Genomic DNA, 26,571 nt, shown 5'->3' with positions numbered 1-26,571 from the left:
TGAAAATTAGAGAACGAAGCGGGTGGGGGCGTTAAAAAATATCACCCGCTTGCAGGCGGCAGATTTCACAGCTCGCTTGGAAAAAGGATATTACCAGAGAGACGTCCATAGGTTGAATTCAGGTTGTGCTGGCGGGATGTTTGCCCGACCAGGGTGCGTAGTTCTTCCATGCGCATGTGCAGCAGCGTTTTAAGCTCCACTTCGTTATCGAGGATCTGCTTTAACAGGGGGCGGAGCAGCCCCTGAATAGTTGCCGCGGTATCTGCCGTATCCTGAAGCTGGGTCAGTTTTTCTACGGCGGAAATATAACTCAGCTCATGCTGGATCAACTCATCCCAACGCCCCTCTTTCGCGAGGCTGAGCATCATATTGCTAGTCAGCAGCAGCTGCTGATAGTGGTGAAGCAACCCGAAATCGGCTTCCATTAGTAGGTGTCTCGTGCATTTTGATTGTTGGGACCAATCTCTTTCCAGGCATCTGCGATGTTGGTCAGTAGGGTCATGACCTCATCAATGGCGGCAAGATCGTTATGCAGATTGGCATGGAGTAGACGCCGTGTCATATAGTCATAAAGGCTGTCCAGGTTTGACGCAAGGTCACCACCGACGTCGTGGTTAAGCCCTGCGCGTAAGCCATTGGTGATGATGTTGACGGCTTTTGACAACGCCTGGCCTTTACCGGGAATGTCTCCCTGATCGATCAGGATGGCTGCTTTTTTCATGGCGCTTAACGCGCCATCAAACAGCAGGACCACCAGCTGATGTGGGCTGGCACTCAGAACGGCGCTTTCAACGCCGACCTGGGCATAAGCCTGTGTTCCCGATTTTGTATACATGTCAAACCTCAATCATTACTCATTAGCTGTTTATGGCATTGAACTGCTGGGTCAGGTAGCTGGCCGTGGAGTCCAGGGACGACATCAGCGTGCTCAGGCTAGTAAACTGCGCCTTGTAACGTGCCATCGTCGCGGTAATCTGATCGTTTACCTGGTCGTACTTATCTGAAAGCCGCTTCAGGGTTTTATTTATCCCGTCCGTGGCGCTTTTCAGCGTGCCGTCGGTGCCCAGAATATCCTCTAGCTGGCTGCTAGCCTGGGTGGCAAAACCGGTGGTTTTACCGTCGCCGGAGAGAAAGGTCAGCACGTCGGTCGGAGATTCGTTCAGCGCTTTGTTCAGCTTAGTGCTGTCCACGGTTAGCTTGCCGCTGAGATCCTGGGTAATGCCCATCTGCGACAGGGTAGAGATAGCTCCACTTCCCTGAGTAGTGGAGAGCAGAGAGCGCAGGCGCGTCTGGATATTACGCAGGGTGCCGTCGCCGAGCAGATCCCCGTTTGAGGTGCTCTGACTGTCGCTGCCTTGGTCTACTGACGTATATTTGGTCTGGTTGCTGATGGTGGTCTGCAGCGAGTTATAGGCATCAACGTAGGCCTGAATCGCCGCCGTCATTGGGGCATTATCTTTTACTACCGACAGCGTCTCCGGACTGCCGACGTTGGTTTTGGTCAGCGACAGGGTCACGCCCTCTGGCGCATCGGTAATGGTGTTGCTGCTGCGGGTGATGGTGATGCCATTAATGTCAACAATAGCATCCTTCGCCGCCACCTGCTGGGTCATCGTGCTCTTCGAACTGTCAGTCGCGTCATAGCTGATGTACTTCGCCAGCTTGCTGTCGTCAGTGCTGATGGTCATTGCGTTGGCCGTGCCGCTGTCACGTGAGGTTAGCGCCAGGTAGTAGCTGTCATCATCTGCTTTAATGATGCTGGCGGTGACGCTGCCCTGTTTGGCGTTGATCGCATCGCGAACGTCCGCAAGGCTGGTTTTATCGCTGGCCAGCGTTACCGTCAGCGGATCGTCCTGGCCTGGCTGGGTGATAGTGATTGTTCGCGAGCTGAGGCTGCTGTCGCCGAGGTCGGTATCTTTACTGCTTGCTTTCGGGCTGAGCAGCGACTGCGAGGTGGCTAGCTGGGTGACCTCTACGGAGTAGGTTCCCGCCGTAGCGCTGTTGGCCAGCGTCGCGCTGAACGCGGTATTGGTGCTGGAGACCTTGGCCGAAGCGATGGCTGAGGTATCTTTTAACGCGTCCGCTGCTGTCTGCAGCTTGGTCAACGATGTCTGCACCACGCCCCAGGCGGTAAGTTTGGCTTTATATGACGATTGCTGCTGTGTAATAGGCGTTAACCGGGTCTGTTCTGAAGACTCCAGCCCATCATATAACGTACTCAGCGATGAACTCATGCTGGTGCCCGCGCCGAGCGAACTTACTGTTGCCATAATAACATCCCTCAATTTAAGACAATCACTGGATGCACTATCGGCAGCGACAGCAAAAAGATTAGAGTGTTTTACAAAAAACAATGGCGAAATAAAGCGGGGAAAAACCAGGCAGTTTGCGCTTTTAAAAAAGCGAATATTTTTTCTAAAGGTTATGCGAGGGCGGTCGATAATCACATCAACGGCGAGAAAGCCGTAGGCAGATGCCTGACTCAGACAACTTTTTAAAGGAATTCAATCATGGCTGTTATCAATACTAACACCCTGTCGCTGACGACTCAGAACAACCTGACTAAATCTCAGTCCTCTCTGGGCACTGCTATCGAGCGCCTCTCTTCCGGTCTGCGTATCAACAGCGCGAAAGACGACGCTGCTGGCCAGGCGATCGCTAACCGCTTCACCTCCAACATCAACGGCCTGAACGTTGCTGCCCGTAACGCCAACGACGGTATCTCTCTGGCACAGACCGCTGAAGGCGCGCTGTCCGAGATCAACAACAACCTGCAGCGTGTACGTGACCTGACCGTTCAGGCGCAGAACAGCTCTAACTCTGCTTCCGACATTGACTCTATCCAGTCTGAAGTTAACCAGCGTATGGAAGAGATTAACCGCGTAACCAAACAGACTGACTTTAACGGTATTAAAGTTCTGGATAACCGTACAGCGGACAAAACCAACTATGATTTCCAGGTAGGTTCGAAAGACAACGAGCAGATCAGCATTGCTATCAGCTCAAGCGCTGGCTGGAACTTGGCGACTGCTGGTTCAGACAATACTTCTTCTGAATCTATCAACACCTACGCATTTACCACGACAGAAGATCTGAAAGATGCTAAAGATGCTGTTGATACAGCTAAAAAAGATTTTGAAGCAGCTCCTACCGACGATACTAAAAAACAAGCACTTGCAACTGCACAAACTGATTACGATGATGCACTGAAAGCATCTACCGATGCAAACGAAGCGGTAAATGGTAATGCCCGTACTGTTGCAGCCGAAGGTTTTGACGTATTAAAAGGTAAAGTCGGCGCCGACGGTAAAGCTGATGGCAGCACGCCGCTGGCAGATATCGACGAAGCTATTAAATCCGTAGATTCTCAGCGTAGCCTGCTGGGTGCTTCCCAGAACCGTTTCGAATCCACCATCACCAACCTGAACAACACCGTGAGCAACCTATCTTCTGCTCGCAGCCGTATTCAGGACTCCGACTACGCGACCGAAGTGTCCAACATGTCCCGCGCGCAGATCCTGCAGCAGGCTGGCTCTTCCGTACTGGCGCAGGCCAACCAGGTTCCGCAGACCATGCTGTCCCTGCTGCGTTAATTCGCACCGCTTGCCTAAACCCCGCTCCGGCGGGGTTTTTTTATGCCTGTTCATCTATAACTCTAAATAACCCCCCATTTCACCCACTATTCATCCGATTAAAACCCCTCCAGAATCGGATAATCATGCCGATAACTCATTTAACGCAGGGCTGTTTATCGTGAATTCAATGTATACCGCTGAAGGTGTAATGGATAAACACTCGCTGTGGCAACGTTATGTACCGCTAGTGCGTCACGAAGCATTGCGCCTGCAGGTGCGCTTGCCGGCGAGTGTGGAACTGGACGATCTGCTACAGGCGGGCGGTATCGGGTTATTGAATGCAGTTGACCGGTACGACGCTCTGCAAGGAACGGCATTTACCACTTACGCAGTACAGCGTATTCGTGGGGCGATGCTGGACGAGCTGCGCAGCCGCGACTGGGTGCCACGCAGCGTCCGGCGTAATGCCCGCGAAGCGGCGCAGGCAATGGGCCAGCTGGAGCAGGAGTTAGGTCGTAACGCAACGGAAACCGAAGTTGCGCAGCGGCTCAATATTTCTGTAGAAGAGTATCGTCAGATGTTGCTCGACACCAATAATAGCCAACTCTTCTCCTACGACGAGTGGCGGGAAGAGCATGGCGATAGCATTGAGCTGGTGACTGACGATCACCAGCGGGAGAACCCGTTACATCAGCTGCTGGAGAGCAATCTTCGTCATCGCGTGATGGAGGCGATCGAAGCCTTGCCGGAGCGTGAGCAACTGGTATTGACGCTCTACTACCAGGAAGAGCTGAATCTCAAAGAGATCGGCGCGGTGCTGGACGTCGGAGAGTCGCGGGTCAGCCAGCTTCATAGCCAGGCCATAAAACGCTTACGTACCAAACTGGGTAAGTTATAGGCAGCAATGCGTGCTGCCTGAACGATGTCGCACAACGTATTGACAACCAGGAGTTATCATGACGGTGCTGCAAGTAAAAAGACGGCCACTAAGCCGCTATCTGAAAGACTTTAAACACAGCCAGACGCATTGCGCCCATTGCCATAAGCTACTCGACCGCATCACGCTGGTGCGCCGGGGCGAAATCGTCAACAAAATTGCTATCTCGCGCCTCGACACGCTTCTGGACGACGCAGGCTGGGAGCAGGAGCAGAAAGAGTGGGTCGCCCTGTGCCGTTTCTGCGGCGATCTGCACTGCAAAGAGCAGAGCGACTTTTTTGATATTATCGGCTTTAAACAGTATCTGTTTGAGCAAACCGAGATGAGCCACGGCACGGTGCGTGAGTATGTTGTACGCCTGCGCCGCCTCGGCAATCATCTGGCCGCCCACCGTATTACCCCCGACCAGCTTGAAGACGGTTTTCTGGATGAAGTTCTGGAGCCGTGGCTGCCTACCACCAGCACCAATAATTACCGGATCGCCCTGCGCAAGTATGCGCAATTCAAAGCCCAGTCGCACTTTATGACCAGTCAGAAAATCGCCTCCGGCGCAACTTCTGATATATATTAAAAGTGAATAATATGTAGCGTACAGGTGTTTGTACCTTGTGGGTCAGCACCTTACACTACCTGCAATCTATTATCATATTCGGGGTAACTATGAAATTAGCACTTTTGGGTCGTCAGGCGCTGATGGGTGTGATGGCTGTTGCGCTGATGGCAGGCGTAAGCGCGAAATCCTTCGCTGATGAAGGCCTGCTGAATAAAGTCAAAGAGCGCGGTACGCTGCTGGTAGGGTTGGAAGGAACGTATCCGCCGTTCAGCTATCAGGGCGATGACGGCAAGCTCACCGGTTTTGAAGTGGAGTTTGCAAACGAACTGGCAAAACACCTCGGCGTTAAAGCCTCGCTGAAGCCCACCAAGTGGGACGGGATGCTGGCCTCGCTGGATTCCAAACGCATCGACGTGGTGATCAACCAGGTCACTATCTCCGACGAGCGTAAGAAAAAGTATGACTTCTCTACCCCTTACACCGTCTCCGGTATCCAGGCGCTGGTGAAAAAGGGCAACGAGAGCGGGATCAAAACCGCTGCCGAGCTGAAAGGTAAAAAGGTCGGTGTCGGTCTGGGTACTAACTATGAAGAGTGGCTGCGCCAGAACGTGCAGGGCGTGGATATCCGTACCTATGATGATGACCCGACTAAATACCAGGATCTGCGCGTAGGCCGTATCGATGCCATTCTGGTGGATCGTCTGGCGGCGCTGGATCTGGTGAAAAAGACCAAAGATACGCTGGCGGTTGCGGGTGAACCGTTCTCCCGTCAGGAGGCGGGTGTGGCGCTGCGTAAAGGTAATGAAGACCTGCTGAAAGCGGTTGATGACGCCATTGCCGCCATGCAGAAGGATGGCAGCCTGAAAGCGCTGTCGGAAAAATGGTTCGGTGCTGACGTGACGAAGTAAGGTTCACCGGCGATAAAAAGGCGCTTATTTAAGCGCCTTTTTTATTTCTGCCGCTAAAGGTACATAATTAACAGCACGCACGTTTACTATTGGCCACCGGAGGCCCTATGTCTTTGCAAAACCTGACCCGCTTTCCGCGCCTCGAATTTATTGGCGCGCCCACGCCGCTGGAGTATTTGCCGCGCTTTTCTGACTATCTGGGACGTGAAATCTACATCAAACGTGACGACGTGACGCCGATGGCGCTGGGGGGTAACAAGCTGCGCAAGCTGGAATTTCTCGCCGCCGATGCGCTGCGGGAGGGGGCCGACACGCTGATCACCGCCGGGGCGATTCAGTCAAACCATGTGCGCCAGACCGCCGCCGTGGCGGCAAAGCTCGGCCTGCACTGCGTGGCGCTGCTGGAGAATCCTATTGCCACGCGGGCAGAGAACTATCTTACTAACGGCAACCGGCTGCTGCTGGATCTCTTCAATGCCCAAATTGAGATGTGCGACGCTCTGACCGATCCGGTTGCGCAGTTGAGTGAGCTGGCGACGCGGATCGAAGCCCAGGGTTTTCGTCCCTACGTTATTCCGGTCGGTGGCTCCAACGCGCTGGGGGCGCTGGGCTACGTCGAGAGTGCGCTGGAGATCGCCCAGCAGTGTGAAGGGGCGGTAGAGCTATCGTCGATCGTGGTGGCCTCTGGCAGCGCTGGAACCCATGCCGGGCTGGCGGTAGGCCTTGAGCAGCTGATGCCGGAGGCGGAGCTAATTGGCGTTACCGTCTCACGCAAACGTGACGAGCAGAAACCGAAAGTGGTCACGCTTCAGCAGGCGGTGGCACGTGAGCTGGACGTGGAGGCGAGGGCTGACATTACTCTCTGGGATGACTACTTCGCTCCCGGCTACGGTACGCCAAACGAGGAGGGGATGGAGGCCATCAAGCTGCTGGCCCGCCTCGAAGGTATTCTGCTGGATCCGGTCTATACCGGTAAGGCCATGGCCGGGCTGATCGATGGTATCAGCCAGAACCGTTTCAAAGATCATGGGCCGATCCTGTTTATCCATACCGGCGGCGCGCCTGCGCTCTTTGCCTATCATCCTCACGTTTAACCATCAGGCAGAAAAACCATAATGCAAGAGAGTATACAACTGGTGATAGAGTCTTTGCCGTACCTGCTGCGGGGTGCGGTATTTACGTTACAGCTCAGTATCGGCGGGATGTTCTTTGGCCTGCTGCTCGGCTTTGTGCTGGCGCTGATGCGGATGTCGGCCATCGCGCCGGTACGCTGGCTGGCACGCTTCTATATCTCCATATTTCGCGGTACGCCGCTGATCGCGCAGCTGTTTATGATCTACTACGGTCTGCCGCAGTTTGGTATCGAGCTGGATCCGATTCCGGCGGCGATGATCGGCCTGTCGCTTAATACCGCAGCCTACACCTCGGAAACGCTGCGGGCTGCTATCTCCTCAATTGATAAAGGTCAGTGGGAGGCCGCGGCCAGTATCGGCATGACGCCGTGGCAAACCCTGCGCCGCGCCATTCTGCCCCAGGCGGCGAGGGTGGCGTTGCCGCCGCTGAGCAACAGCTTCATTAGCCTGGTAAAAGATACCTCGCTGGCAGCGACCATTCAGGTGCCAGAGCTGTTCCGCCAGGCGCAGCTGATCACCTCCCGGACGCTGGAGGTCTTTACCATGTACCTCGCCGCCTCCCTGATCTACTGGGTGATGGCCACGGTACTCTCCGCGTTGCAGAACTATTTTGAAAATCAGCTTAACCGTCAGGAGCGCGATCCGAAATGAGTGCGATTGAAGTGAAAAACCTGGTGAAGAAGTTTCACGGCCAGACGGTGCTGCACGGCATTGATTTAGAGGTCAACGAGGGGGAGGTGGTGGCGATCATCGGTCCCAGCGGCTCCGGGAAAACGACGCTGCTGCGCAGCATTAATCTGCTGGAGCACCCAGAGAGCGGCAGCATCCGCGTTGGCACCATCACCATCGATACGGCGCGGGCGCTAAGCCAGCAGAAAGGGCAGATCCGCCAGCTGCGCCAGCACGTTGGCTTTGTATTCCAGAGCTTTAATCTTTTTCCTCATCGCACCGTACTGGAAAATATTATTGAGGGACCCGTGATTGTGAAGGGCGAAGCGAAAGCCGAGGCCGAAGCACGCGCCCGGGAGCTGCTGGCGAAAGTGGGCTTAACCGGCAAAGAGACCAGCTATCCGAAACGCCTCTCCGGCGGGCAGCAGCAGCGTGTGGCTATCGCCCGTGCGCTGGCGATGCGCCCGGATGTCATCCTTTTTGATGAACCAACCTCGGCGCTGGATCCCGAGCTGGTGGGGGAGGTGCTGAACACCATTCGCCAGCTGGCGCAGGAGAAACGCACCATGGTGATTGTGACCCATGAGATGAGCTTCGCCCGCGACGTAGCCGATCGTGCCATCTTTATGGATCAAGGAAAGATAGTGGAGCAGGGACCAGCCAAATCGCTGTTTACTCACCCCCAGCAGCCGCGAACACGACAGTTCCTGGAAAAATTCCTCATGCAGTAACGCTCTGCTAATGCGCTCACCGGCTTTACCCTGCGGTGGGCGCTGCGGCACATCAGTTAAAACGCCCTGCTAACGATCCGCCATTTCTTCCGTTTATCTTCATTCGGTTGGCATATAAGTTCAGTTAATTTCCCCGGAGTGGGATAATTTGGATCTATAAATAAGATTTATGTGATAGTTTTATACATTCATAATAAATATATAACGAACGGGGTTTTAGCGGTCAGTATGCAGGAGATTGATTTTTTCACATGGCGAAGGGAGCTGCTGCGGCGTTTTAATGAGATGACGACAGCAGATGAGGTTTATAAAGAGCTGGAACATCAGACGCAGCGGCTAGAATTTGACTACTACTCGCTGTGTGTGCGCCATCCGGTGCCGTTCACGCGACCCAAAATTTTCCTTCAAACATCCTATCCGGAAGACTGGATAAACCACTACTATGCAGAAAATTACTTTGCGATTGACCCGGTGCTCAAGGCGGAGAATTTTATGCAGGGCCATCTGCCCTGGAGCGACCGCCTGTTTCAGGATGCGCAGCCGCTGTGGGATGGCGCCCGCGACCATGGGCTTCGTAAGGGGTATACCCAGTGTCTGATGCTGCCTAACCGTGCCAACGGTTTTCTGTCGGTATCAAAAACCGTCGTACATGGCAAAAGCCTGAGTGCTGATGAGGTTGAACTCTCTTTACAACTGCTGGTGCAGTTGAGCCTGATAACGCTCTCACGTCTTGAGAATGAGATCGTGATGTCGCCGGAGATGAAGTTCAGCAAGCGCGAGTGCGAAATTTTGAAGTGGACGGCGGAAGGAAAGACCTCGGCGGAGATCGCCATGATTCTGTCGATTTCAGAAAATACGGTGAATTTTCACCAGAAAAACATGCAGAAGAAGTTCAACGCACCGAATAAAACGCAGATTGCGTGCTACGCGGCGGCGACCGGATTTATATGAACGCTGCCTGCGTTTCGCGTGCCGAACGCATTACCGGCTGACACTCTGCCAGCCGGTCACGCTCACTGACGGTAGGCTTGTTTAATCTGCTTAACCGTATTGGCGAACACATCAGCCTGCGCCTCGTCTTCCATCTGGGCGATCTGCCGCTCCATTTTCAGAATAATTCGGCCCGCGTCCGCCTGGCCCAGTGCCTGCAGCATCAGGGTGACCATCGCTTTCAGGCAGGAGACCTCCTGAGCCAGTTGTTGGTTGTTTTCCGCAGTAGAGAAGTCAGGAGTGCTCATCTATTTTCCTCGATAGGTTACAGCGCCTGTATGCGCCCATGAATGTGAAGGCGGCGGAGTATAGCACAAGCTCTGCAGAAAATAGCACTGCTTGTTTTTTGTTCACCATACAACTCTACACGTAAATAGGTTGTTATTACGATTTGCTCTAATTTATAACGTCGAGTATATGTTTAAAAGAGGTATAAAAGGCGTTAATTATTGTTACAAAGAAAAATGGCCTGCTTACAGCAGTGAAATAATATTTATGCCGATAACCGCCTGAAAAATGGTATTTAAAACACCTGTTTTAAAGGCAAGCGAGACGGGGTTCTTTCCACGTTTTGTACAGCTTTATTTCCAGAATTGCGAACGAAATCGTACACATTGCAATTAATCTTTTAGTTTTTGCCAAAATAACGCTAATATAGAGCGACTTTACTGTCAGTCGCGTTATCCCTTTTTGGAGATTTGCTTTGATCAACGTTCTTCTTGTTGATGACCACGAGCTGGTGCGCGCAGGGATACGACGCATTCTGGAAGATATTAAAGGCATAAAAGTTTCCGGCGAGGTCTGTTGCGGCGAAGATGCCGTAAAATGGTGCCGCGCCCATCCTGTGGATGTGGTGCTGATGGATATGAACATGCCCGGTATTGGTGGCCTGGAGGCAACGCGTAAAATTGCGCGATCCATGGCTGATACCAGAGTGATTATGCTGACCGTCCACACTGAAAATCCGCTGCCTGCCAAAGTGATGCAGGCAGGTGCCTCAGGCTATCTCAGCAAGGGGGCCGCCCCGAAAGAGATGGTAAACGCTATTCGCGCCGTTTATGCCGGCCAGCGTTATATTGCCTCAGACATTGCCCAGCAGATGGCGCTCAGCCAGATTGAGCCAGAGAAAACCGAATCTCCCTTTGCCAGTTTGTCTGAACGCGAATTGCAGATTATGCTGATGATAACCAAAGGCCAAAAGGTGAATGAGATTTCCGAGCAGTTGAATCTCAGCCCGAAGACGGTGAACAGCTATCGCTATCGCATGTTCAGTAAACTGAACATTCACGGCGACGTAGAGCTGACCCACCTGGCCATTCGTCATGGTCTGTGTAATGCGGAGACGTTAACAAGTCAGTGAGTGATGTTTTTGATTCAAAAGCCTTTCTGAGTACGGTTACCAGTAAACCCGGTGTCTACCGCATGTATGACGCCGGCGGTACTGTTATCTACGTCGGTAAAGCCAAAGATCTCAAGAAGCGCCTGTCCAGCTACTTCCGTAGCAACCTTGCCTCACGAAAAACCGAAGCGCTGGTGTCCCAGATTCAGCAGATCGACGTGACGGTAACCCATACGGAGACGGAAGCGCTGCTGCTTGAGCACAACTATATCAAGCTGTACCAGCCCCGGTACAACGTGCTGCTGCGCGACGATAAGTCTTACCCGTTCATTTTTCTTAGCGGCGATACCCATCCGCGTCTGGCGACGCACCGAGGCGCTAAGCATGCGAAAGGGGAGTACTTCGGGCCGTTCCCTAACGGCTACGCGGTACGGGAGACGCTGGCGCTGCTGCAGAAGATCTTCCCTATTCGCCAGTGTGAAAACAGCGTCTACCGCAACCGCTCCCGCCCCTGTCTGCAATATCAGATTGGCCGCTGCCTTGGGCCTTGCGTCGAGGGGCTGGTAAGCGAAGAGGAGTATGCCCAGCAGGTAAACTACGTCCGCCTGTTCCTGGCGGGCAAGGACGATCAGGTCCTGAACCTGCTGATCGAACGGATGGAGAAGGCCAGCCGCGATCTGGACTTTGAAGAGGCGGCGCGTATTCGCGATCAGATTCAGGCCGTGCGCCGCGTGACGGAGAAGCAGTTTGTCTCTAACACCGGGGACGATTTAGACGTCATTGGCGTCTCGTTCGATGCCGGGATGGCCTGCGTGCACGTGCTGTTTATCCGCCAGGGCAAGGTGCTGGGCAGCCGCAGCTACTTCCCGAAAGTGCCCGGTGGTACCGAGCTTGGTGAAGTGGTAGAGACCTTTGTCGGTCAGTTCTACCTGCAGGGCAGCCAAATGCGCACCCTGCCAGGGGAGATCCTGCTCGACTTCGATCTGAGCGACAAAACCCTGCTCGCAGATTCTCTCTCCGAGCTGGCGGGCCGCCGCGTCAACGTGCAGACCAAACCGCGCGGTGACCGGGCGCGCTACCTGAAGCTGGCTCGCACCAATGCCGCGACGGCGCTCAGCACTAAGCTCTCCCAGCAGTCAACGGTGAGCCAGCGTCTGGTAGCACTGGCTACGCTGCTGAAGCTGCCGGCGGTGAGGCGTATGGAGTGTTTTGACATCAGCCATACCATGGGCGAACAGACAGTAGCCTCCTGCGTAGTGTTTGACGCCAACGGGCCGTTGCGTGCGGAGTACCGCCGGTACAATATTACCGGTATTACCCCAGGCGATGACTATGCGGCGATGAATCAGGTGCTTCGCCGTCGCTACGGTAAAGACATTGAAGAGAGTAAGGTGCCGGACGTGATCTTGATCGACGGCGGCAAGGGGCAGTTGGGTCAGGCGAAGGCGGTCTTTGCCGAGCTGGATGTTTCCTGGGATAAGCACCATCCGCTGCTGCTAGGGGTGGCGAAGGGCACCGATCGTAAGGCGGGGCTGGAGACGCTGTTTTTCGAACCGGAAGGCGAGGGTTTTAATCTGCCGCCGGACTCACCGGCGCTGCATGTGATCCAGCATATTCGCGACGAGTCCCACAATCACGCTATTAGCGGGCACCGTAAAAAACGCGCCAAGGTCAAAAATACCAGTACGCTGGAGACCATTGAAGGGGTCGGACCGAAGCGCCGCCAGATGCTGCTGAAATACATGGGTGGATTGCAGGGTTTGCTCAACGCCAGCGTTGAGGACATCGCAAAAGTGCCGGGTATTTCGCAGGGGCTGGCAGAAAAGATCTTCTACTCGTTGAAACATTGAAGGCTCTGTAGCAACATAGGGCTAATTTTTACTGACAACAGACAGTTACCTGCCACTATGCGATACAATATCCCAACGTTGCTCACGCTTTTTCGTGTCATCCTGATCCCGTTCTTTGTGGTGGCGTTTTATCTGCCGGTGGTCTGGGCTCCTTTCGCATGTGCACTGATTTTTCTCGTTGCTGCGGTAACCGACTGGTTTGATGGTTATCTGGCCCGCCGCTGGAACCAGAGCACCCGTTTCGGGGCATTCCTCGACCCGGTGGCGGATAAGGTGATGGTGGCCATCGCCATGGTGCTGGTGGCCGAACACTACCACACCTGGTGGGTCACGCTGCCTGCCGCCACCATGATCGCTCGTGAGATCATCATCTCCGCCCTGCGTGAGTGGATGGCGGAGCTGGGCAAGCGCAGCAGCGTGGCGGTATCATGGATTGGAAAAGTGAAAACCACCGCGCAGATGACTTCGCTGGTATGGATGCTTTGGCGGCCAAACGCCTGGGTAGAGTGGGCGGGAATTGGCCTGTTGTGGGTTGCTGCGGTGCTGACCCTGTGGTCCATGTTCCAGTATTTAAACGCGGCGCGGGGCGATCTGCTGGAACAGTGATCGTTTCGGCTTAATTTTCAGCAAACGCTCCTGGTTTTAAAAAATATCGTTGACTCAGTGCGTCAGGTAAGTAGAATGCATCGCATCAGACGGCGGCACAGCTTGCCAGATGAGAGTAAAATCAAGTGATTAGCATAATCGCCTGATAAGCGGGAATAGCTCAGTTGGTAGAGCACGACCTTGCCAAGGTCGGGGTCGCGAGTTCGAGTCTCGTTTCCCGCTCCAAATTTAAAGCATCGGTACTGTGACAATGCATAGTGCGGGTGCAGGTCGAAAGACAAAGATTTAAGGCGCGTTAGCAAAGCGGTTATGTAGCGGATTGCAAATCCGTCTAGTCCGGTTCGACTCCGGAACGCGCCTCCACTTTCCTCCCGAGCCCGGATGGTGAAATCGGTAGACACAAGGGATTTAAAATCCCTCGGCTGTAAGGCTGTGCGGGTTCAAGTCCCGCTCCGGGTACCATGGGAAAGACAAGAATAATCAAAGCAATAAGCAGTGTCGTCAAACCACCTCCGGGTGGTTTTTTTGTGCCTGCGATTTACCTACTGTTTTTAATAGTCATACCACATTCCTATTAATATCAATTTCATGGCATTATTAGCGCCGGAACCTATCACGATTTTCTTCTTATCATACTGTTCCTTAAGGTAAATTTCTGATGTCGGGCAGGCTAACTGCAATGGGTTGATGACCCAGCGAGATGCCAGGGAGGGTCGAAATGAAAGCGTGTCGTGATAGGGCATACTAACCATCGGGAAGACCTCCTCATGTCAATTAATATCAACACCTTGCATAATCTTCGTGGTGCGCTACTGACTGCGTTGACACTCTCTGTTGAAAACAATGAAAAAAAAGAAAATATCGATTACATCACTGATATTTTGCGTCAGGTTGAGTTGACGATACTTCTACAGCAGGAGTCCATCTACGCCATCGCCGGTATGCAGGGGGCGGGCAAAACTACCCTGGCGAAAGAGATTCTCGGTATTGATGATGAGTGGTTAGACCCCAATCCGGGTCGTGGCGAACAAGTGCCGCTTTTTATCGAACAGGTGGATGGCGATCCCGCCGACTTCCCGCAGGTGATCTATCAGTGTCTCAATCTTGAAACAGGTGAAATGGAGTCGCAAAAAGGCGAAGGTGGAGAGCAGCTTCAGAGTCTGCTTCGCGACTGGAACAGCATTCGTCATTATGAAAAAGCAGGCTTTAAGCTGCTCTATCCTAAGCTGCTGATCAGCAGAAAAAGTTCCTTCATCGATGAACAAATCACCTGGGCGCTGCTGCCGGGCTATGAATTAACGACCAGTAAAAACTATCTCTGGCAAGATATGATGCGCCACGTACTGGTTAACGCTCGTGGCGTCATATTCGTGACCGACGCCTCGCTATTAGCAAATGACAGCAAATCTGGCGTGCTGCAAGATTTACGAGATAACTTCAGTGAACGCGGCCCGGTAGTGGTCATCAGCAAGACAGAGTTGCTCACTGAGCATGAAATCGACCAGCTCAAAACCAGTGCCGCTGAGCGTGTTTTCCCCAATGCGGGGATGAAAAAAGAGGATATCGTAGCGACAGGTTCTGGTAACAGTGATATCTGGGTGGATGCACTGCGTGCCACTGTGACCAGTAAGCTTACCAACAGCGCCGCATCTGAAGCGATTGCGCTGGATAATTTCATGAAGCTTATTCACGAAAATGTCGTCGAAATTATCGATAATTTGAAACTCTTGGCGGAGAAGCAGCAGCATCGCGAGTCTATAGTGGATGAGATCCTCGACAGCTTTGACGAATCCGCCGCGGCTTATGAGCAAAAATTACGCGCCGCGATCAAAAAGCAGACTCGCCAGCACTTCACCGATGCACTTAAGTATTGTGAAGAGAGCTATAAAAGCGAAGAGGTCGGCTTTCAAAATAACCTTAAAATTTTGGCCCGCCGTCTCTCTTTCAGAGGTCTGGAAGTGGATGACGAACGTAGCCAACGTATCATCGATGCCTGGAACAGATCGTATAGCGACGTTAGCATCCATGAGCACAACTTTAAGGCACTCACGTCTGTGAATACCCGGGCGCTGCGTGCTCAGGGGCTGTTGCCTATCGTTGAAGACCAGCAGCTATTGCCGACCACCGCAGCCGGGAGAATGGGGTACCTCGTTCAGGATAAGCAAACACAGTATTTGCCAATGGAGCCTGAGCTGATAACGGGCGTGCGCACGCTGCTTAAAAAACCGGGCAAAGAGCATCAGATTGCGCCACCTAAAAATCTCACCGCGGCGCTAGAGATTATGCCTGCGCTGATGCTGGAGAGCGCTCGCACTAAACTGGCCATCCAGTTCGACCCAGCCTGTACAACGCAATTGGCAGAAGAGATCCAACCTAAACAAATTTTTGATGCGCTATTTTCCAGCAGCGAGCAATATCACCCTATAAAAACAGCGATGATGGCCTTTTTGGGTGCTGATGCGGCAGATGGAACGGTAGACGGTAAAAGTACGCCAAATAGCGAGGGGGGATTCACTCCGCTGGCGCTTATAGGTAAAGCAGCGCTGGTTGCTAGCGTGGCCTATGGCATCTATCAACTCACGGGGGTGATTCGTGACAGCGATAAAGCGCAGATTTACTACATTCGTCGTGGGATGGAAGAGCTGTCGTTCCATAACGAACAAACCGTAATCGGCAATTATCAGGATAGGATTGGTGAGCTGCGCGAGCATATTGCATACAACCTGAAGCAAATGTTTGGCGAAACGGATGCTCTGGCAAATCGCAGCGCGTTAACGCTCGCTATTAAGAAACTGGCGGCCGCCCAAAAGGAAGCAAAACTGTATGAAACTCACGTCCGAAAAATCCTGGGCTGATCTTAGCCAGGAACGTTATCGGTGGGCGGAAAAGAGTTTTGTTGATTTCCTGCAAAAGTTTGACGCCCAGCGGCTAATCCAGACGACAAACAATGCCAGCAGGCAGGTTTCAGTGATCTTATACGGACCCGCTCAGGCGGGTAAAACCTCATTGATTCTGACGCTGCTGGGCATTCGTGACGATCGCTTCACCGAGCTTAATACCTTGCTACGCGGCGAACAGGATTTGGGTACCATGTCCACGGCCCGAACCTACCGCTACCGCATGGCGAAAGACGACTTCTGGTATTTCAGCCATCGTGAGAACGGCGCAACCCGGTTTAACGACGAGGAGGCGAAGGCTATCTTTGCCAGCTTCCGTCAGCAGGTCGAGCAGGGGATGAGGGAATTTGATAGCGTGGATGTTTTCCTGCCGCGCCGTTTTTTCGATCCTCAGCAGCAGAGCAGCGCTCAGCTGCTGATACGGGATTTACCGGGCACGCATTCAACTAATGCCAACGAGCAGTATTATGTCAATAAGCTTGCCAGCCGCTATCTGGCCTCTGCTGACGTCGTTCTGTTAACCGGCAAGGCCGATTCATTGGCCTTCCTGAAGCCGGAAGAGCTGGACAATGCTCTGCTGAACGACTGGCACTGGCAACGTCACCGCTATAAGATTGTCCTGACCAGGGCCTATTCTGATGCCACACTCCAGCGTCTTATCAAGCAGAAGCGTTTTGATAAAAAAGCCATGCGGACGTTTTTGCTAGAACAAATCAATACTATGGAGCTGGGCCTGCCTGAAAATATCAGCGAACTGATCTATCCCGTCGAGTGCGGCCACACCTGGTTAGCCATCAATGCTGGAAACGACGACTTTACCCGCCAGTGCCGTGATTTGCGAAAGGACGTGTTGCAGGATTTGCTCGACTCTTTGCACCATGCGACCAACCCGCTTTCACGCTTACGCACGGGCTACGCGCTGCCGCATATTATTCAGCAGCAGATAGAGGTTGAAAAGGAGCATTACGAAAAGGAAAAAGCGTCGCTGCGTCAGCAACTCTTGGATTTAGAAGAGTGTGTCGATATGTATGAGAAGCGGGTGGGTCGTAATAACGCTAATCTTCAGAATCTAAAAGCAAAGCAGCAAGCGCTAATGCATAAGCGTGACGATGCGTTAAATAAAGATTTTCATGAATACTCGAGCGCGTCTTCGATTATTGCGCACTACGCATCGCCGTCTCTCGATGCTCTTAAGTCTCAGATTTGTGAATGTCGTGAAACATACAGCAAACACTGGGGTGAACTGCTGGAGACTTACCAGCTCCCCCTTGAAAGGGTGCCTGAAATGTCTAATCTTGACCGGGTCTTAACCAGACTGAATGGCTACTGGTTTGATACCTATTTTCTCGATAAAACACGCCGGGAAGATCAGAATGAGATTAATGAGGCATGCCGCAAAGACGCCAATTGCTTAACGGCGCTTTTTCACGCACGTATTATGGTTAAGTTCGATGCCGAAGAGTATGCCCTGAACAAAAATATTAATAAGGCTGAGCGTACTGCTGGTCGGCTGGTGCATATCGTTGAGGAGCTGTTGAGAAAAATGGCGCGTATGCAGTCACGGCTCGTCCAACGCAAACAGGAGTTTGACGTATCGTTAGCGGACTATTCTCAACGGCATCGTGAGAGTAAAAAATTTCTGAGCGTTATTCTTTTGGCAAAAAATAACCGGGCGCAAGAGATCGAGCGTAACGTTAAAAGCCCGCATATCTCCCGCAGTGAGCGCCTCGCCTGGCTGCTGATGTATAAAGCGTTAAACAACGATTTTGATTACGTAAAATCCTTAGATGAAGAGAGCATTAAAGTTGAATAAAAATCTCGCTGTAGCCGAAACGGCCAACGACGAAAAGTTACTGGATCAGCTGGTAGAGGATCTTTTTTTGGCGCATTTGCGACGTGAACTGGACGTGCAGAAAGAGAGTCTCGACGACAGTAATACTAAGCTCTTTAATCTCGAGCGGAAACTAACCGCTGATTTTAAAAAACTGAATGGGCCGCTTGAGACACTTTCCGACAAGCTTGATGAGCAGACCCGAGAACTTACTGATGCCAACGATGATACCCAAACGCTTTGTCGTACTTTACTGAGTAGTCTGGCGGAGAACAAAACACATACCGCCGCTCAGCATGACATCCTCCAGCAGCAGAGCAGTAAGCATCATCAGGAGCAGATCCAGCAACTGCACCGCATCCTGGAACAACTGCTCCAGCAGAGCGCTGAACTCCAGACGCAAAACGTAACGCTAACACTACTCATGGAAGAGACCGGGGCGCTACATCAGCAGCTACTGACTTTAGAGTATAAACAGCGTACGGAGTTACAGATAAACCGCCGCTGGGGCAAGCTGGCCGCTGGATTTACGGTTTTGAATACGCTTATCCTTATAAGCGTGGCCGCGCTATTTATTTTGCAGCATATTTGATTGCCTGTACTCGTCGAAGGAAACAGGTGAAAAGACGGCAGAATATCTATCATCGGCTAAATCAAAAGAGGTAGACTTTTATTCAGTAAAAATCCTTTGCTTATCTGCAATAAGCCTCTTTCTTGCTTCCTGGTTTGTTTGTTCTGCGATCTGCTATGGTCTATCATATGCGCCCGCCCCAAACTGAGGTAGTAAACTATGAAAACCGGACCGCTGAATGAGCAAGAGCTGGAGTGGCTGGACGACGTGCTGGCAAAGTACAGTAACGATGCGTCGATTGTCGATGTCGCGGAGCTGGACGGCCTGCTTACCGCAGTGCTGAGCGCGCCGACGGAGATTGAGCCAAGCGAGTGGCTGGTAGCCATCTGGGGTGGGGCGAATCACGTACCACGCTGGTCATCTGAGAAAGAGATGGAGCGTTTTATGATGCTCTCGTTCCAGCATATGAATGATATTGCCGAGCGTCTTGCCGATTATCCGGAACAGTTTGAGCCGCTGTTTGGCACCCGCACCATTGAAGGCCAGGATCTCAGCATCGTTGAAGAGTGGTGCTTCGGCTATATGCGCGGCGTGTCGCTCAGCGACTGGTCCTCGCTGCCCGCGTCGTTACAGCCTGCGCTGGAGGCCATTGCCCTGCATGGCAAAGAAGAGAACTTTACTCGCGTGGAAGAGATGACTCCGGAGGCCTTCGAGGCGAGCGTCGAGGCGTTGAAACCTGCTGCGTTGGCGCTGTTTGACTACTGGGCTGACAATCAGCAGGAGCGTGCGGTAAAACAGCCGATCGTCAACGGGGATAAGGTAGGACGTAACGATCCCTGCCCGTGCGGCAGCGGTAAAAAATACAAGCAGTGCTGTCTGCACTGATAACTGCAAGGGCGCACCGTATCGTGCGCCCTTTTTGTTAACCCACCTCTGGCAGCAGTCCCGCTGCAATACCACACTGAATCGCAATTACCGCTACGCCGCAGAAGAGCACCAGCAGCAGAGCTGGTTTACCGCCCCGAACGCGGTATCCCGTCGGTGGCGTGTGCTTGCGGCTCTGCCATGCCAGCAGAGAAGGGATCAGCAGCGCCAGCACGGCCAGCGCCACGCCCGCATACCCCAGCGCCATGACAAAACCACGCGGATAGAAGAGGGCAAAGGCCAGCGGCGGCAAGAAGGTAATTGCCCCGGTCTGTAGCCTGCCCGCTGCGTTGTTGCGACGGTTGAAGAGATCGGCCAGGTAGTCAAATAGGCCCAGAGTCACCCCCAGAAACGAGGTTGCCAATGCCAGATCGGCAAACAGGTGCACCGCCAGCTCTACGTGCGGCGAGGCGACGACGTCGCGCAGCGCCTGCAACAGGCCGTTAAGCCCGGCGCTGTTAGCCATCAGGCCAAAGAAGGTCGTAGAGTCGATGCTGCCCAGGGTTGCCAGCTGCCAGAAGATATAGGCCACCAGCGGAATAGCGCTGCCGGTAATAAATACCCAGCGCAGCTTCTGCACGTTGCCGTTCATGTAGCTAACGATGCTCGGCACGCTGCCGTGAAAACCAAATGAGGTAAAAATCACCGGGATAGCCGAGAGCGCCAGTCCCTTCTCAAGCGGCAGCGTCAGGAGATTTACCTTATGCACGTGCGGCATCAGCAGGGCCAGCATTACGATGAGGAAGATCAGCTTGGCGCTAAATAGAAAACGGTTGAAAAGATCCACCAGCGCGGTGCCGATGCAGACTACGCCGCCAGCGACCAGGGTAAACAGCAGGACGCCGGTGGTGGGGGATACGGAGAGGCTCAGCCACTCACTCAGGCTGGAGGCCAGAAGCTCCCCCGCGCCGCTCATGTAGGCCGCCGTCAGGGCATACATCAAAAACAGCATGCTAAACCCGGTGGCCCATTGTCCATAGCGTCCAAGGTAACGGCGGGCCAACGTCCCGAGACCGGTATCGGCCGGAACGTGCTGGTAGACCTCCAGCAGCAGCAGGGCGGTGTAGCACATCAGCCCCCACAGGCAAAATAGTAACGCCAGCGTTACGCCAAAACCAACGCCCGCGGCGGCCAGCGGCATCGCCAGCATACCGGCACCAATCGTGGTCCCGGCAACGATAAACATACTGCCAAAAGTCCTGTTTTTCACGCTTCTTTTTACACCTGAACTGCGCACCAAAATTGTGCGGCGCAGAGTAAGGCAAAACAGCGTCGACGTCAAACCACCGTTACAAGCACTGTAAAGATAATGATACGTTTTTTTAGAGGGTATATTATGTGCGGGGTAAAAAATTAATAGCTAAGGTAAATCAGAGTTAATTAAGGCGGTGCATGGCACCGCCCGAATAATTAGTTTTGTACGTCGAGAGTGGAAAGCTCTTTATCAATGAAATAGAGTCCTTCGCCACTTTTACCGGCCAGCGAAAGCTTATCGATAACTGATTTGAATAACTTCTCTTCTTCGTGCTGCTCGGCCACATACCATTGCAGGAAATTAAAGGTCGGATAATCCTGGTTGGTCATTGCGAAATGGGCCAGGGCATTAATCTGGCGACTTATTAGCTGTTCATGCTCGTAGGTGGCGCGAAACAGTTCATCCAGCGAGGCATACTCAGCGAATGGCGTCGGAACGGTATTAATGCGCGGCAGGCTGCCGGTATCGGTCAGGTAGTCAAACAGGCGCTGCATGTGGGTCATCTCCTCCTGCGCATGGCGACGCAGAAACGCAGCGGCACCTTCAAAGCTGTTATAGCTACACCAGGCGCTCATCTGCTGATAAAGCAAAGAGGAGTAAAGTTCAAGATTCATCTGCTCGTTGAGCTGTTCAATCATTTCATGTTTAAGCATGGTGTTATTCCATAACAGGCGGGGAAGAATTACGTGCCGCCACTATAATTTGTTATTAAATTATTTGCAAAAGGTAAAATAAAAAAGTTCTTTTTAAAAATACGAATGGGAATAACACGCATTGGCGCTTATTTAATATATAAATGAGAATCGTTGTTCTTATTATTTACCAGCGCCGTAGCGCTGGCTTATCGAATTAATAGTAGACGCCCGCCGGGGTATAGCTGACGGCGCGTCCCTGGCACTGGTATTGAATCGTGACGGTTTCGTTCAGGCACAGCGATCCGCTTATCACGCTACAGGTTTTAACCGGCTGGCCGAAAGCAATGGCGGTGGCATAGCCTATCTGCTGACACTGGCGATTAGCCGTTCCCTGGGTGGTATAGTCGTCATAGCGTGCTGTCTGCAACATCGCCTCGTTAAAATGCAGTCGCACCAGACCTGTGGCCGGGTTAACGTCGGTGACTTCAGGTTCCTTCGTGATGGTGCATCCGGCAAGCAGCATCAACGAAGCGGCAAGGAGGAGTCTCTTCATGCAAACGCTCTGATTCAGTTTCGATGATCTCATCCTACAGGCTGCCTTGTTCGGCAATGCCCGGAATAGCCAAAGATTCTTACTTCTCTAATCGCAACGGTAAAGAGAAGAACCCTATGGAAGTAAAACTGTGACCGCATCTCAAATTTTTAAAACCATTTTTCACTAAATTTGAAAGTATGTTTGTCAGGTAGTAAGGTTTATCCTGATTAGCCCTTTATGACGGGATCCCCCGCAACGCTTTCAGGAGAAGAGAGAATGAAAATTGCACTGATGATGGAAAATAGCCAGGCTGCCAAAAACGCCACCATCCTCAACGAGCTGAAAACCGTCGCTGACGAGAAAGGTTTTCCGGTTTTCAACGTCGGGATGAGCGATGAGAACGACCACCACCTGACCTATATCCATCTGGGCATTATGGCCAGCATTCTGCTGAACTCAAAGGCGGTTGATTTTGTGGTTGCCGGCTGTGGTACCGGCCAGGGCGCGCTGATGTCGCTGAACATCCACCCAGGCGTGAACTGCGGCTACTGTATCGATCCTGCCGATGCCTTCCTGTTTGCCCAAATCAATAACGGCAATGCGCTGTCGCTGCCGTTCGCCAAAGGCTTCGGCTGGGGTGCAGAGCTGAACGTCCGCTTTATCTTTGAAAAAGCCTTTACCGGTCGCAAAGGCGAAGGCTACCCGCCTGAGCGTAAAGAGCCGCAGGTGCGCAACGCCGGGATCCTTAATCAGGTGAAAGCGGCAGTGGTAAAAGATAACTATCTTGACACCCTGCGCGCAATCGATCCTGAGCTGGTGAAAACCGCCGTCTCCGGCCCGCGTTTCCAGCAGTGCTTCTTTGAACACTGCCAGGATAAAGAGATCGAAGCGTTTGTTCGCGAAGTGCTTGCATAACTCTCCGTGCGCCGGGCAGCGCTAGGCTGACCCGGCAATTCGTTAACGTTTCCTGGTTGATACCGCGCTGCCTGCATTCTTAGCCAGCCTGAACGTATCGGCCATCCCCACCAGACAGATCAGCGCGATAAAGACAAAGGCCAGCCGAAAGCTGATGCCGGGCACGCCGTCCAGCGCCAGCCAGTCGCTGGCTTTCTCGCCAAGACGGATCCCGATGGCGCCTAGCGTGATACCCAGCCCGACCGCCAGTTGTGTAGCGGTGCTGAACAGGGTATTGGCGTAGCTCATCTGCGCGGAGGGGACGTCGGCGAAGGCCAGCGTGCTGACGCCGGTAAACTGTACCGAGCGAAAGACCCCGCCAAGGTAGAGCACTACAAAAATCACCCAGACCGGCGTCGTCGGCGTAATAAGGGCGCAGGCCAGCAGAGCCAGCACGTTCAGCGCGCCGTTAATCAGCAGCAGCTTTTTAAAGCCGAGCCAGCGGATCAGCGGCGTGGTGGCTGGCTTGATGGTCAGATTACCCACAAAAACTGCCAGCACCAGCAGTCCGGCATGGAACGGATCCATGCCAAACCCGACCTGAAACATCAGCGGCAGCAAAAAAGGCACGGCGCTGATGGAGGCGCGAAACAGCGACCCGCCGTACATGGTGACGCGAAAGGTGGGCACCTGCATAGCATCAAGGCGGATCATCGGCCAGCGCGCGCGCTGAAAATGGCGCAGCGCATAGACCAGCGTTATCGTACCCAGCGCCAGCAGGCCCAGCGTCCACATACCCTGCTGCTGTTCACCCCCCAGCATCTCCATGGCGCACACCAGGCTCACCATGGCCACTGAAGTTGAGAGAAAGCCCATAATGTCGAACGGTCGGCGCTCGTCATCGCGAATATCGGGAATGATGCGCAGCGCCAGGGCGATAGCCAGCAAGCCAATGGGCACGTTGATAAAGAAGATCCAGCGCCAGTCGGCGTAGCGGGTAATAAAGCCCCCTAGCGGCGGGCCGATGATAGGCGCAACCAGCGCGGGCCAGGTGAGTGTGGCGATGGCGGTGATCAGCAGATGTTTGGGTGTGGTGCGTAACACCGCCAGCCTGCCGACAGGGACCATCAGCGCGCCGCCCATCCCTTGCAGAATGCGCATGGCAACAAACATCTCCACGCTGGTGGATAGGCCACAAAACACCGAGGCAAGGGTGAAGATTGCCAGCGCGGCGGTGAAGACCTTACGCGCGCCGAAGCGATCGGCTATCCAGCCGCTGGCCGGGATCAGTACCGCAAGGGTGATCAGATAGGCGCTAATGCCTATGTTTAACGCCACCGCCTCGACACCAAAGCTCCGGGCCATATCCGGCAGGGCTGTCGCTATCACCGTCCCGTCGAGAAACTCCATAAAAAAGGCCCCGGCCACCAGCAGTGCGGCGGGGGAGATGCCCCGCGTCTTCTCCGGGAGGGTGTTTTCACTCATTATCGGTCTGCCATTTCAAAAAAAATTATAATAATTAAAAAAAATGAAACCGTCGTAACCTATGGATTAGTCAGCGATTTCTTTTACAAAACTAAAATAATCGGTGATAAGTTGGTGTGATATTCATCACAAAGTGGTTGATTTTTGTGATGCAAGTCATATTATACGCTCCATAGATAAGTAACACCTGCATAACAAAATAGCCGGAGCAAAACATGAAATTGCGCAAGATCCTGAAAAACATTTTTGAAACCTACTGCAAGACTTTTAAAGACGTACCGCCGGGCGCTATGTTCTAATAAAGTTGCTGTGATAAAAAACCTGCTGCGGCAGGTTTTTTTGTTTCTGTAACTCAGGAGAAACCTATGTCTCAAAATCTTAGCGCCGATCAGGAACTGGTGTCCGATGTCGTCGCCTGCCAGCTGGTGATCAAACAGATCCTCGACGTCATTGACGTCATCGCGCCGGTTGAGGTGCGTGAGAAGATGGCTAACCAGCTTAAAACCATCGACTTTGCGACGCATCCGGCAGCGGCAGACCCGGTCACCCGGCGTGCAATTCAGAAAGCCATTGCCTTAATAGAGCTGAAATTTACGCCGCAGGAAGAGACGCACTAAAGCGTAAATACAGGCAAATAAAGTAAACCTTTGTTTTGGTATTTTCAAACAGATGTTTTCTTGGGCGGCAGCAGCGCTGAGCCAGCGTGAATGCTCAGTGGCTGGGGCAGGGTGGCGGGAGGGGCCTCCCGCCGATAAGGTTAGGGTGAAAAAATATTAGTGCCTGCGGCAGTTCACCACGTTAAGCAGGGCGCGATCGGTCTGGGCAATATTTTTCCCTTCGCGTAGCGAACGATGAATCTCACTGATTAACAGCTGCAGCAGCAGACCATCCTGCTGCTCCGCTTTTTCCAGCTCGCGCAAAAAGTTAAGCGTTTTCTCATCCTTCACTGCTTTCGCCTCTTCGCTCAGCTGCGTCAGCATTTCACACCGCACGTTGTACTCTTCAAGCGCCTTCTGAAATAGCTCCTCTAACGAATTGTAATCTTGATGAGGATTTTCCCGAGCTTTCAGAATAGGGTAGGCACCGGCGCGCTTCATAAAATCGAACACGCGCATTGTAAGATTGACCTTCTCCTGCGCCTGGGTGCGCAAAAACGTCGCCGAACCCGGTAGATTATGCTGTGAACACCATTCACTTAATGAGAGGCAGAGGTTGGATGCCTGAAACTCAAGGTTAACCTGCGAGTTGAGTTTTTGTGCCATGCCGAGAGTCGCCATAATGACCTCCTTCTGTCCTGGATGGGGCTGCGGTTAATGCCAGCCGTACTGCTTCGACACAGCGATCGTAAAGATTTATTGATCTAACAAATGTGATCCAGCAGACACTTTCTGGCGATGAAAAAGAATAATCTCAATAAAAATAGTTAGTTACATTTACTGGTGAATGTTTATTGCGACGGTATCGTTAAATATTAAGGAGTTGGAGATGAAACGAGTTGCTGTGCTGCTGGCCCCCGGTTTTGAAGAGGCGGAGGCCATCGTGACTATTGATATACTGCGCCGCTTACATATTGAGGTCGAAACGTTGGCCTGCGCTACATCCCGTGCCGTGGTGAGCTACCACGCTATTCCTATGGTGGCTGATGCGACACTGAGCGAACGGCTGGAGACGCTCTACGATGCCGTGGTACTGCCCGGCGGGCCGGAGGGAAGTGTTAACCTCGCCGCTAGCGCAGAGGTCATTGCCTTCGTGACCCGCCATGACGAGGCGGAAAAGCTGATCTGTCCTATCTGCTCGGCAGCCGCCCGAGTGCTGGGGGGCAACGGCCTGCTGAAAGGGCGGCGCTACGTCTGCTCCGGGGATCTGCATGAAGCCGTAACCGACGGTCACTATGTCGATGCTGCTGTGGTCGAGGACAGCAACCTGATCAGCGGTAAAGGATTAGGTCGGGTATTTGATTTTGCCTTTGCCATCTCGACGCGCCTTTTAGGAGACGATACGCCAGTGCGCGACCACGCGGATCACATCTACTATCCGCTATAGCTGCCCGCTCTGCTCCCTCAACGCGAAGACCTTCCATTCAGGCCACAAGGATTAGCTGGCTGGCCTGATGGACAATCCTGCTATACCTCCATGGATTTGTCTGACAAATACGCCAATTCTTATGAAGATATTCGCTGAATTTATGCACGCTTTTACTGTAATTCTGCGGTGTGATGGCGCTCTCCTATGGAGGATTAATTTCCCGCTAAA

At 52.9% G+C, this 26,571-nt stretch carries 28 protein-coding genes and 3 tRNA genes; 22 read left to right on the top strand and 9 right to left on the bottom strand.

Annotation, left to right across the window (positions count from 1 at the left end):
• Positions 1 to 65: 65 nt before the first annotated feature.
• From fliT to fliD, 3 genes are read right to left on the bottom strand one after another with little or no spacing between them, the layout of a single operon-like run.
• Entirely contained in the window at positions 66 to 425 is a 360-nt protein-coding gene (fliT, locus tag RTN40_RS03095) for a flagella biosynthesis regulatory protein FliT (protein ID WP_312227143.1), read from the bottom strand.
• Complete coding sequence (gene fliS / locus RTN40_RS03090; RefSeq protein WP_312227142.1) at positions 425 to 835, bottom strand: flagellar export chaperone FliS; 411 nt, start codon at positions 833 to 835, stop codon at positions 425 to 427. The genes fliT and fliS overlap by 1 nt, the downstream gene beginning before the upstream one ends.
• Before the next feature lie 22 nt (positions 836 to 857).
• A complete protein-coding gene (fliD, locus tag RTN40_RS03085) occupies positions 858 to 2,270 on the bottom strand; it encodes a flagellar filament capping protein FliD (RefSeq protein ID WP_312227141.1) in 1,413 nt (470 codons plus the stop codon).
• A 240-nt stretch (positions 2,271 to 2,510) separates the two neighbouring features.
• Between fliD and RTN40_RS03080 the strand changes: the two genes are divergently transcribed.
• From RTN40_RS03080 to sdiA, 8 genes are all read left to right on the top strand, one after another.
• A complete protein-coding gene (locus RTN40_RS03080) occupies positions 2,511 to 3,593 on the top strand; it encodes a FliC/FljB family flagellin (protein WP_312227140.1) in 1,083 nt (360 codons plus the stop codon).
• A gap of 160 nt (positions 3,594 to 3,753) precedes the next feature.
• Entirely contained in the window at positions 3,754 to 4,473 is a 720-nt protein-coding gene (locus tag RTN40_RS03075; protein ID WP_312227139.1) for an RNA polymerase sigma factor FliA, read from the top strand.
• A gap of 58 nt (positions 4,474 to 4,531) precedes the next feature.
• Positions 4,532 to 5,083: a flagella biosynthesis regulatory protein FliZ gene (fliZ, locus tag RTN40_RS03070; RefSeq protein ID WP_312227138.1), complete on the top strand. Its 552-nt coding sequence runs from the start codon at positions 4,532 to 4,534 to the stop codon at positions 5,081 to 5,083.
• Between the two features lie 89 nt (positions 5,084 to 5,172).
• A complete protein-coding gene (gene tcyJ / locus RTN40_RS03065) occupies positions 5,173 to 5,973 on the top strand; it encodes a cystine ABC transporter substrate-binding protein (protein WP_312227137.1) in 801 nt (266 codons plus the stop codon).
• A gap of 107 nt (positions 5,974 to 6,080) precedes the next feature.
• A complete protein-coding gene (gene dcyD / locus RTN40_RS03060; RefSeq protein ID WP_312227136.1) occupies positions 6,081 to 7,067 on the top strand; it encodes a D-cysteine desulfhydrase in 987 nt (328 codons plus the stop codon).
• Between the two features lie 21 nt (positions 7,068 to 7,088).
• A complete protein-coding gene (gene tcyL, locus RTN40_RS03055) occupies positions 7,089 to 7,757 on the top strand; it encodes a cystine ABC transporter permease (protein WP_103819249.1) in 669 nt (222 codons plus the stop codon).
• Positions 7,754 to 8,506, top strand: coding sequence for an L-cystine ABC transporter ATP-binding protein TcyN (gene tcyN / locus RTN40_RS03050; protein ID WP_312227135.1), 753 nt, complete (start codon positions 7,754 to 7,756; stop codon positions 8,504 to 8,506). The genes tcyL and tcyN overlap by 4 nt, the downstream gene beginning before the upstream one ends.
• Before the next feature lie 228 nt (positions 8,507 to 8,734).
• Positions 8,735 to 9,457 (top strand): transcriptional regulator SdiA, encoded by a 723-nt coding sequence (gene sdiA, locus RTN40_RS03045; RefSeq protein WP_312227134.1) that lies wholly within the window; start codon positions 8,735 to 8,737, stop codon positions 9,455 to 9,457.
• Between the two features lie 62 nt (positions 9,458 to 9,519).
• Here the strand turns inward: sdiA and RTN40_RS03040 are convergent, their stop codons facing one another.
• Positions 9,520 to 9,744 carry a DUF2594 family protein gene (locus RTN40_RS03040; RefSeq protein ID WP_312227133.1) on the bottom strand — a complete coding sequence of 75 codons (225 nt, stop codon included), beginning with the start codon at positions 9,742 to 9,744 and terminating at the stop codon, positions 9,520 to 9,522.
• 455 nt (positions 9,745 to 10,199) lie between these two features.
• On the opposite strand from RTN40_RS03040, the gene uvrY reads away from it, so the two are divergent.
• The 10 genes from uvrY (at position 10,200) to RTN40_RS02990 (ending at position 19,475) form a co-directional block, all read left to right on the top strand.
• Positions 10,200 to 10,856: a UvrY/SirA/GacA family response regulator transcription factor gene (gene uvrY, locus RTN40_RS03035; RefSeq protein WP_312227132.1), complete on the top strand. Its 657-nt coding sequence runs from the start codon at positions 10,200 to 10,202 to the stop codon at positions 10,854 to 10,856.
• Positions 10,853 to 12,685 carry an excinuclease ABC subunit UvrC gene (gene uvrC / locus RTN40_RS03030; RefSeq protein ID WP_312227131.1) on the top strand — a complete coding sequence of 611 codons (1,833 nt, stop codon included), beginning with the start codon at positions 10,853 to 10,855 and terminating at the stop codon, positions 12,683 to 12,685. The genes uvrY and uvrC overlap by 4 nt, the downstream gene beginning before the upstream one ends.
• 57 nt (positions 12,686 to 12,742) lie before the next feature.
• Entirely contained in the window at positions 12,743 to 13,291 is a 549-nt protein-coding gene (gene pgsA, locus RTN40_RS03025; RefSeq protein ID WP_312227130.1) for a CDP-diacylglycerol--glycerol-3-phosphate 3-phosphatidyltransferase, read from the top strand.
• Positions 13,292 to 13,440: 149 nt separating this feature from the next.
• Positions 13,441 to 13,516 (top strand) — tRNA-Gly (locus tag RTN40_RS03020).
• 64 nt (positions 13,517 to 13,580) lie between these two features.
• Positions 13,581 to 13,654 (top strand) — tRNA-Cys (locus RTN40_RS03015).
• A 12-nt stretch (positions 13,655 to 13,666) separates the two neighbouring features.
• A tRNA-Leu gene (locus RTN40_RS03010) sits at positions 13,667 to 13,753 on the top strand.
• Positions 13,754 to 14,058: 305 nt separating this feature from the next.
• Positions 14,059 to 16,146, top strand: coding sequence for a hypothetical protein (locus RTN40_RS03005; protein WP_312227129.1), 2,088 nt, complete (start codon positions 14,059 to 14,061; stop codon positions 16,144 to 16,146).
• Positions 16,115 to 18,001: a hypothetical protein gene (locus tag RTN40_RS03000; RefSeq protein ID WP_312227128.1), complete on the top strand. Its 1,887-nt coding sequence runs from the start codon at positions 16,115 to 16,117 to the stop codon at positions 17,999 to 18,001. Before RTN40_RS03005 ends, RTN40_RS03000 begins: the two co-directional genes overlap by 32 nt.
• Positions 17,994 to 18,611 (top strand): hypothetical protein, encoded by a 618-nt coding sequence (locus tag RTN40_RS02995; protein ID WP_312227127.1) that lies wholly within the window; start codon positions 17,994 to 17,996, stop codon positions 18,609 to 18,611. The genes RTN40_RS03000 and RTN40_RS02995 overlap by 8 nt, the downstream gene beginning before the upstream one ends.
• A gap of 198 nt (positions 18,612 to 18,809) precedes the next feature.
• Entirely contained in the window at positions 18,810 to 19,475 is a 666-nt protein-coding gene (locus tag RTN40_RS02990) for a YecA family protein (protein WP_312227126.1), read from the top strand.
• 37 nt (positions 19,476 to 19,512) lie between these two features.
• Here the strand turns inward: RTN40_RS02990 and tyrP are convergent, their stop codons facing one another.
• The 3 genes from tyrP to yecR all read right to left on the bottom strand — a co-directional run bounded on the left by tyrP (position 19,513) and on the right by yecR (position 21,957).
• The gene (tyrP, locus tag RTN40_RS02985; RefSeq protein WP_312227125.1) at positions 19,513 to 20,724 is read right to left on the bottom strand and encodes a tyrosine transporter TyrP; all 1,212 of its coding nucleotides are present in this window, start codon (positions 20,722 to 20,724) and stop codon (positions 19,513 to 19,515) included.
• 200 nt (positions 20,725 to 20,924) lie between these two features.
• Positions 20,925 to 21,422 (bottom strand): non-heme ferritin, encoded by a 498-nt coding sequence (gene ftnA, locus RTN40_RS02980; protein ID WP_312227124.1) that lies wholly within the window; start codon positions 21,420 to 21,422, stop codon positions 20,925 to 20,927.
• A 196-nt stretch (positions 21,423 to 21,618) separates the two neighbouring features.
• Complete coding sequence (gene yecR / locus RTN40_RS02975) at positions 21,619 to 21,957, bottom strand: YecR family lipoprotein (RefSeq protein WP_312227123.1); 339 nt, start codon at positions 21,955 to 21,957, stop codon at positions 21,619 to 21,621.
• Between the two features lie 258 nt (positions 21,958 to 22,215).
• On the opposite strand from yecR, the gene RTN40_RS02970 reads away from it, so the two are divergent.
• The gene (locus RTN40_RS02970) at positions 22,216 to 22,854 is read left to right on the top strand and encodes an RpiB/LacA/LacB family sugar-phosphate isomerase (RefSeq protein WP_312227122.1); all 639 of its coding nucleotides are present in this window, start codon (positions 22,216 to 22,218) and stop codon (positions 22,852 to 22,854) included.
• Between the two features lie 42 nt (positions 22,855 to 22,896).
• Here the strand turns inward: RTN40_RS02970 and RTN40_RS02965 are convergent, their stop codons facing one another.
• The gene (locus tag RTN40_RS02965; RefSeq protein ID WP_312227121.1) at positions 22,897 to 24,318 is read right to left on the bottom strand and encodes an MFS transporter; all 1,422 of its coding nucleotides are present in this window, start codon (positions 24,316 to 24,318) and stop codon (positions 22,897 to 22,899) included.
• 215 nt (positions 24,319 to 24,533) lie between these two features.
• Here RTN40_RS02965 and azuC point away from each other — a divergent pair, with 215 nt between their 5' ends.
• Together azuC and RTN40_RS02955 are read left to right on the top strand one after the other, a co-directional pair.
• Positions 24,534 to 24,617, top strand: coding sequence for a stress response protein AzuC (gene azuC / locus RTN40_RS02960; RefSeq protein WP_312227216.1), 84 nt, complete (start codon positions 24,534 to 24,536; stop codon positions 24,615 to 24,617).
• 66 nt (positions 24,618 to 24,683) lie between these two features.
• Positions 24,684 to 24,935, top strand: a complete 252-nt coding sequence (locus tag RTN40_RS02955; protein ID WP_312227120.1) for a DUF2766 family protein — start codon at positions 24,684 to 24,686, stop codon at positions 24,933 to 24,935.
• A 156-nt stretch (positions 24,936 to 25,091) separates the two neighbouring features.
• On the opposite strand, the gene RTN40_RS02950 is transcribed toward RTN40_RS02955, so the two are convergent.
• Positions 25,092 to 25,595 (bottom strand): non-heme ferritin-like protein, encoded by a 504-nt coding sequence (locus RTN40_RS02950; protein WP_312227119.1) that lies wholly within the window; start codon positions 25,593 to 25,595, stop codon positions 25,092 to 25,094.
• 208 nt (positions 25,596 to 25,803) lie between these two features.
• Here RTN40_RS02950 and RTN40_RS02945 point away from each other — a divergent pair, with 208 nt between their 5' ends.
• Complete coding sequence (locus RTN40_RS02945; RefSeq protein WP_312227118.1) at positions 25,804 to 26,361, top strand: DJ-1/PfpI family protein; 558 nt, start codon at positions 25,804 to 25,806, stop codon at positions 26,359 to 26,361.
• Positions 26,362 to 26,571 lie beyond the last annotated feature (210 nt).

This window comes from Pseudescherichia sp. (genome assembly GCF_031987975.1).
In the GTDB taxonomy this organism is placed as follows: domain Bacteria; phylum Pseudomonadota; class Gammaproteobacteria; order Enterobacterales; family Enterobacteriaceae; genus Pseudescherichia.
This window is presented reverse-complemented; position numbering and strand designations above follow the sequence as displayed.

What these genes read in the sequence shown, in the direction of transcription:
- sdiA (WP_312227134.1), top strand. Translation starts at nt 8,735, where the DNA reads ATGCAGGAGATTGATTTTTTCACATGGCGAAGGGAGCTGCTGCGGCGT.
- yecR (WP_312227123.1), bottom strand. Translation starts at nt 21,957, where the DNA reads ATGAAGAGACTCCTCCTTGCCGCTTCGTTGATGCTGCTTGCCGGATGC.
- RTN40_RS02950 (WP_312227119.1), bottom strand. Translation starts at nt 25,595, where the DNA reads ATGGCGACTCTCGGCATGGCACAAAAACTCAACTCGCAGGTTAACCTT.
- RTN40_RS03005 (WP_312227129.1), top strand. Translation starts at nt 14,059, where the DNA reads ATGTCAATTAATATCAACACCTTGCATAATCTTCGTGGTGCGCTACTG.
- RTN40_RS02965 (WP_312227121.1), bottom strand. Translation starts at nt 24,318, where the DNA reads ATGAGTGAAAACACCCTCCCGGAGAAGACGCGGGGCATCTCCCCCGCC.
- tcyL (WP_103819249.1), top strand. Translation starts at nt 7,089, where the DNA reads ATGCAAGAGAGTATACAACTGGTGATAGAGTCTTTGCCGTACCTGCTG.
- RTN40_RS02990 (WP_312227126.1), top strand. Translation starts at nt 18,810, where the DNA reads ATGAAAACCGGACCGCTGAATGAGCAAGAGCTGGAGTGGCTGGACGAC.
- fliT (WP_312227143.1), bottom strand. Translation starts at nt 425, where the DNA reads ATGGAAGCCGATTTCGGGTTGCTTCACCACTATCAGCAGCTGCTGCTG.
- fliS (WP_312227142.1), bottom strand. Translation starts at nt 835, where the DNA reads ATGTATACAAAATCGGGAACACAGGCTTATGCCCAGGTCGGCGTTGAA.
- pgsA (WP_312227130.1), top strand. Translation starts at nt 12,743, where the DNA reads ATGCGATACAATATCCCAACGTTGCTCACGCTTTTTCGTGTCATCCTG.
- tcyJ (WP_312227137.1), top strand. Translation starts at nt 5,173, where the DNA reads ATGAAATTAGCACTTTTGGGTCGTCAGGCGCTGATGGGTGTGATGGCT.
- RTN40_RS03040 (WP_312227133.1), bottom strand. Translation starts at nt 9,744, where the DNA reads ATGAGCACTCCTGACTTCTCTACTGCGGAAAACAACCAACAACTGGCT.
- RTN40_RS02955 (WP_312227120.1), top strand. Translation starts at nt 24,684, where the DNA reads ATGTCTCAAAATCTTAGCGCCGATCAGGAACTGGTGTCCGATGTCGTC.
- RTN40_RS02970 (WP_312227122.1), top strand. Translation starts at nt 22,216, where the DNA reads ATGAAAATTGCACTGATGATGGAAAATAGCCAGGCTGCCAAAAACGCC.
- fliZ (WP_312227138.1), top strand. Translation starts at nt 4,532, where the DNA reads ATGACGGTGCTGCAAGTAAAAAGACGGCCACTAAGCCGCTATCTGAAA.
- tcyN (WP_312227135.1), top strand. Translation starts at nt 7,754, where the DNA reads ATGAGTGCGATTGAAGTGAAAAACCTGGTGAAGAAGTTTCACGGCCAG.
- dcyD (WP_312227136.1), top strand. Translation starts at nt 6,081, where the DNA reads ATGTCTTTGCAAAACCTGACCCGCTTTCCGCGCCTCGAATTTATTGGC.
- fliD (WP_312227141.1), bottom strand. Translation starts at nt 2,270, where the DNA reads ATGGCAACAGTAAGTTCGCTCGGCGCGGGCACCAGCATGAGTTCATCG.
- RTN40_RS03000 (WP_312227128.1), top strand. Translation starts at nt 16,115, where the DNA reads ATGAAACTCACGTCCGAAAAATCCTGGGCTGATCTTAGCCAGGAACGT.
- RTN40_RS02945 (WP_312227118.1), top strand. Translation starts at nt 25,804, where the DNA reads ATGAAACGAGTTGCTGTGCTGCTGGCCCCCGGTTTTGAAGAGGCGGAG.
- RTN40_RS03080 (WP_312227140.1), top strand. Translation starts at nt 2,511, where the DNA reads ATGGCTGTTATCAATACTAACACCCTGTCGCTGACGACTCAGAACAAC.
- ftnA (WP_312227124.1), bottom strand. Translation starts at nt 21,422, where the DNA reads ATGCTTAAACATGAAATGATTGAACAGCTCAACGAGCAGATGAATCTT.
- azuC (WP_312227216.1), top strand. Translation starts at nt 24,534, where the DNA reads ATGAAATTGCGCAAGATCCTGAAAAACATTTTTGAAACCTACTGCAAG.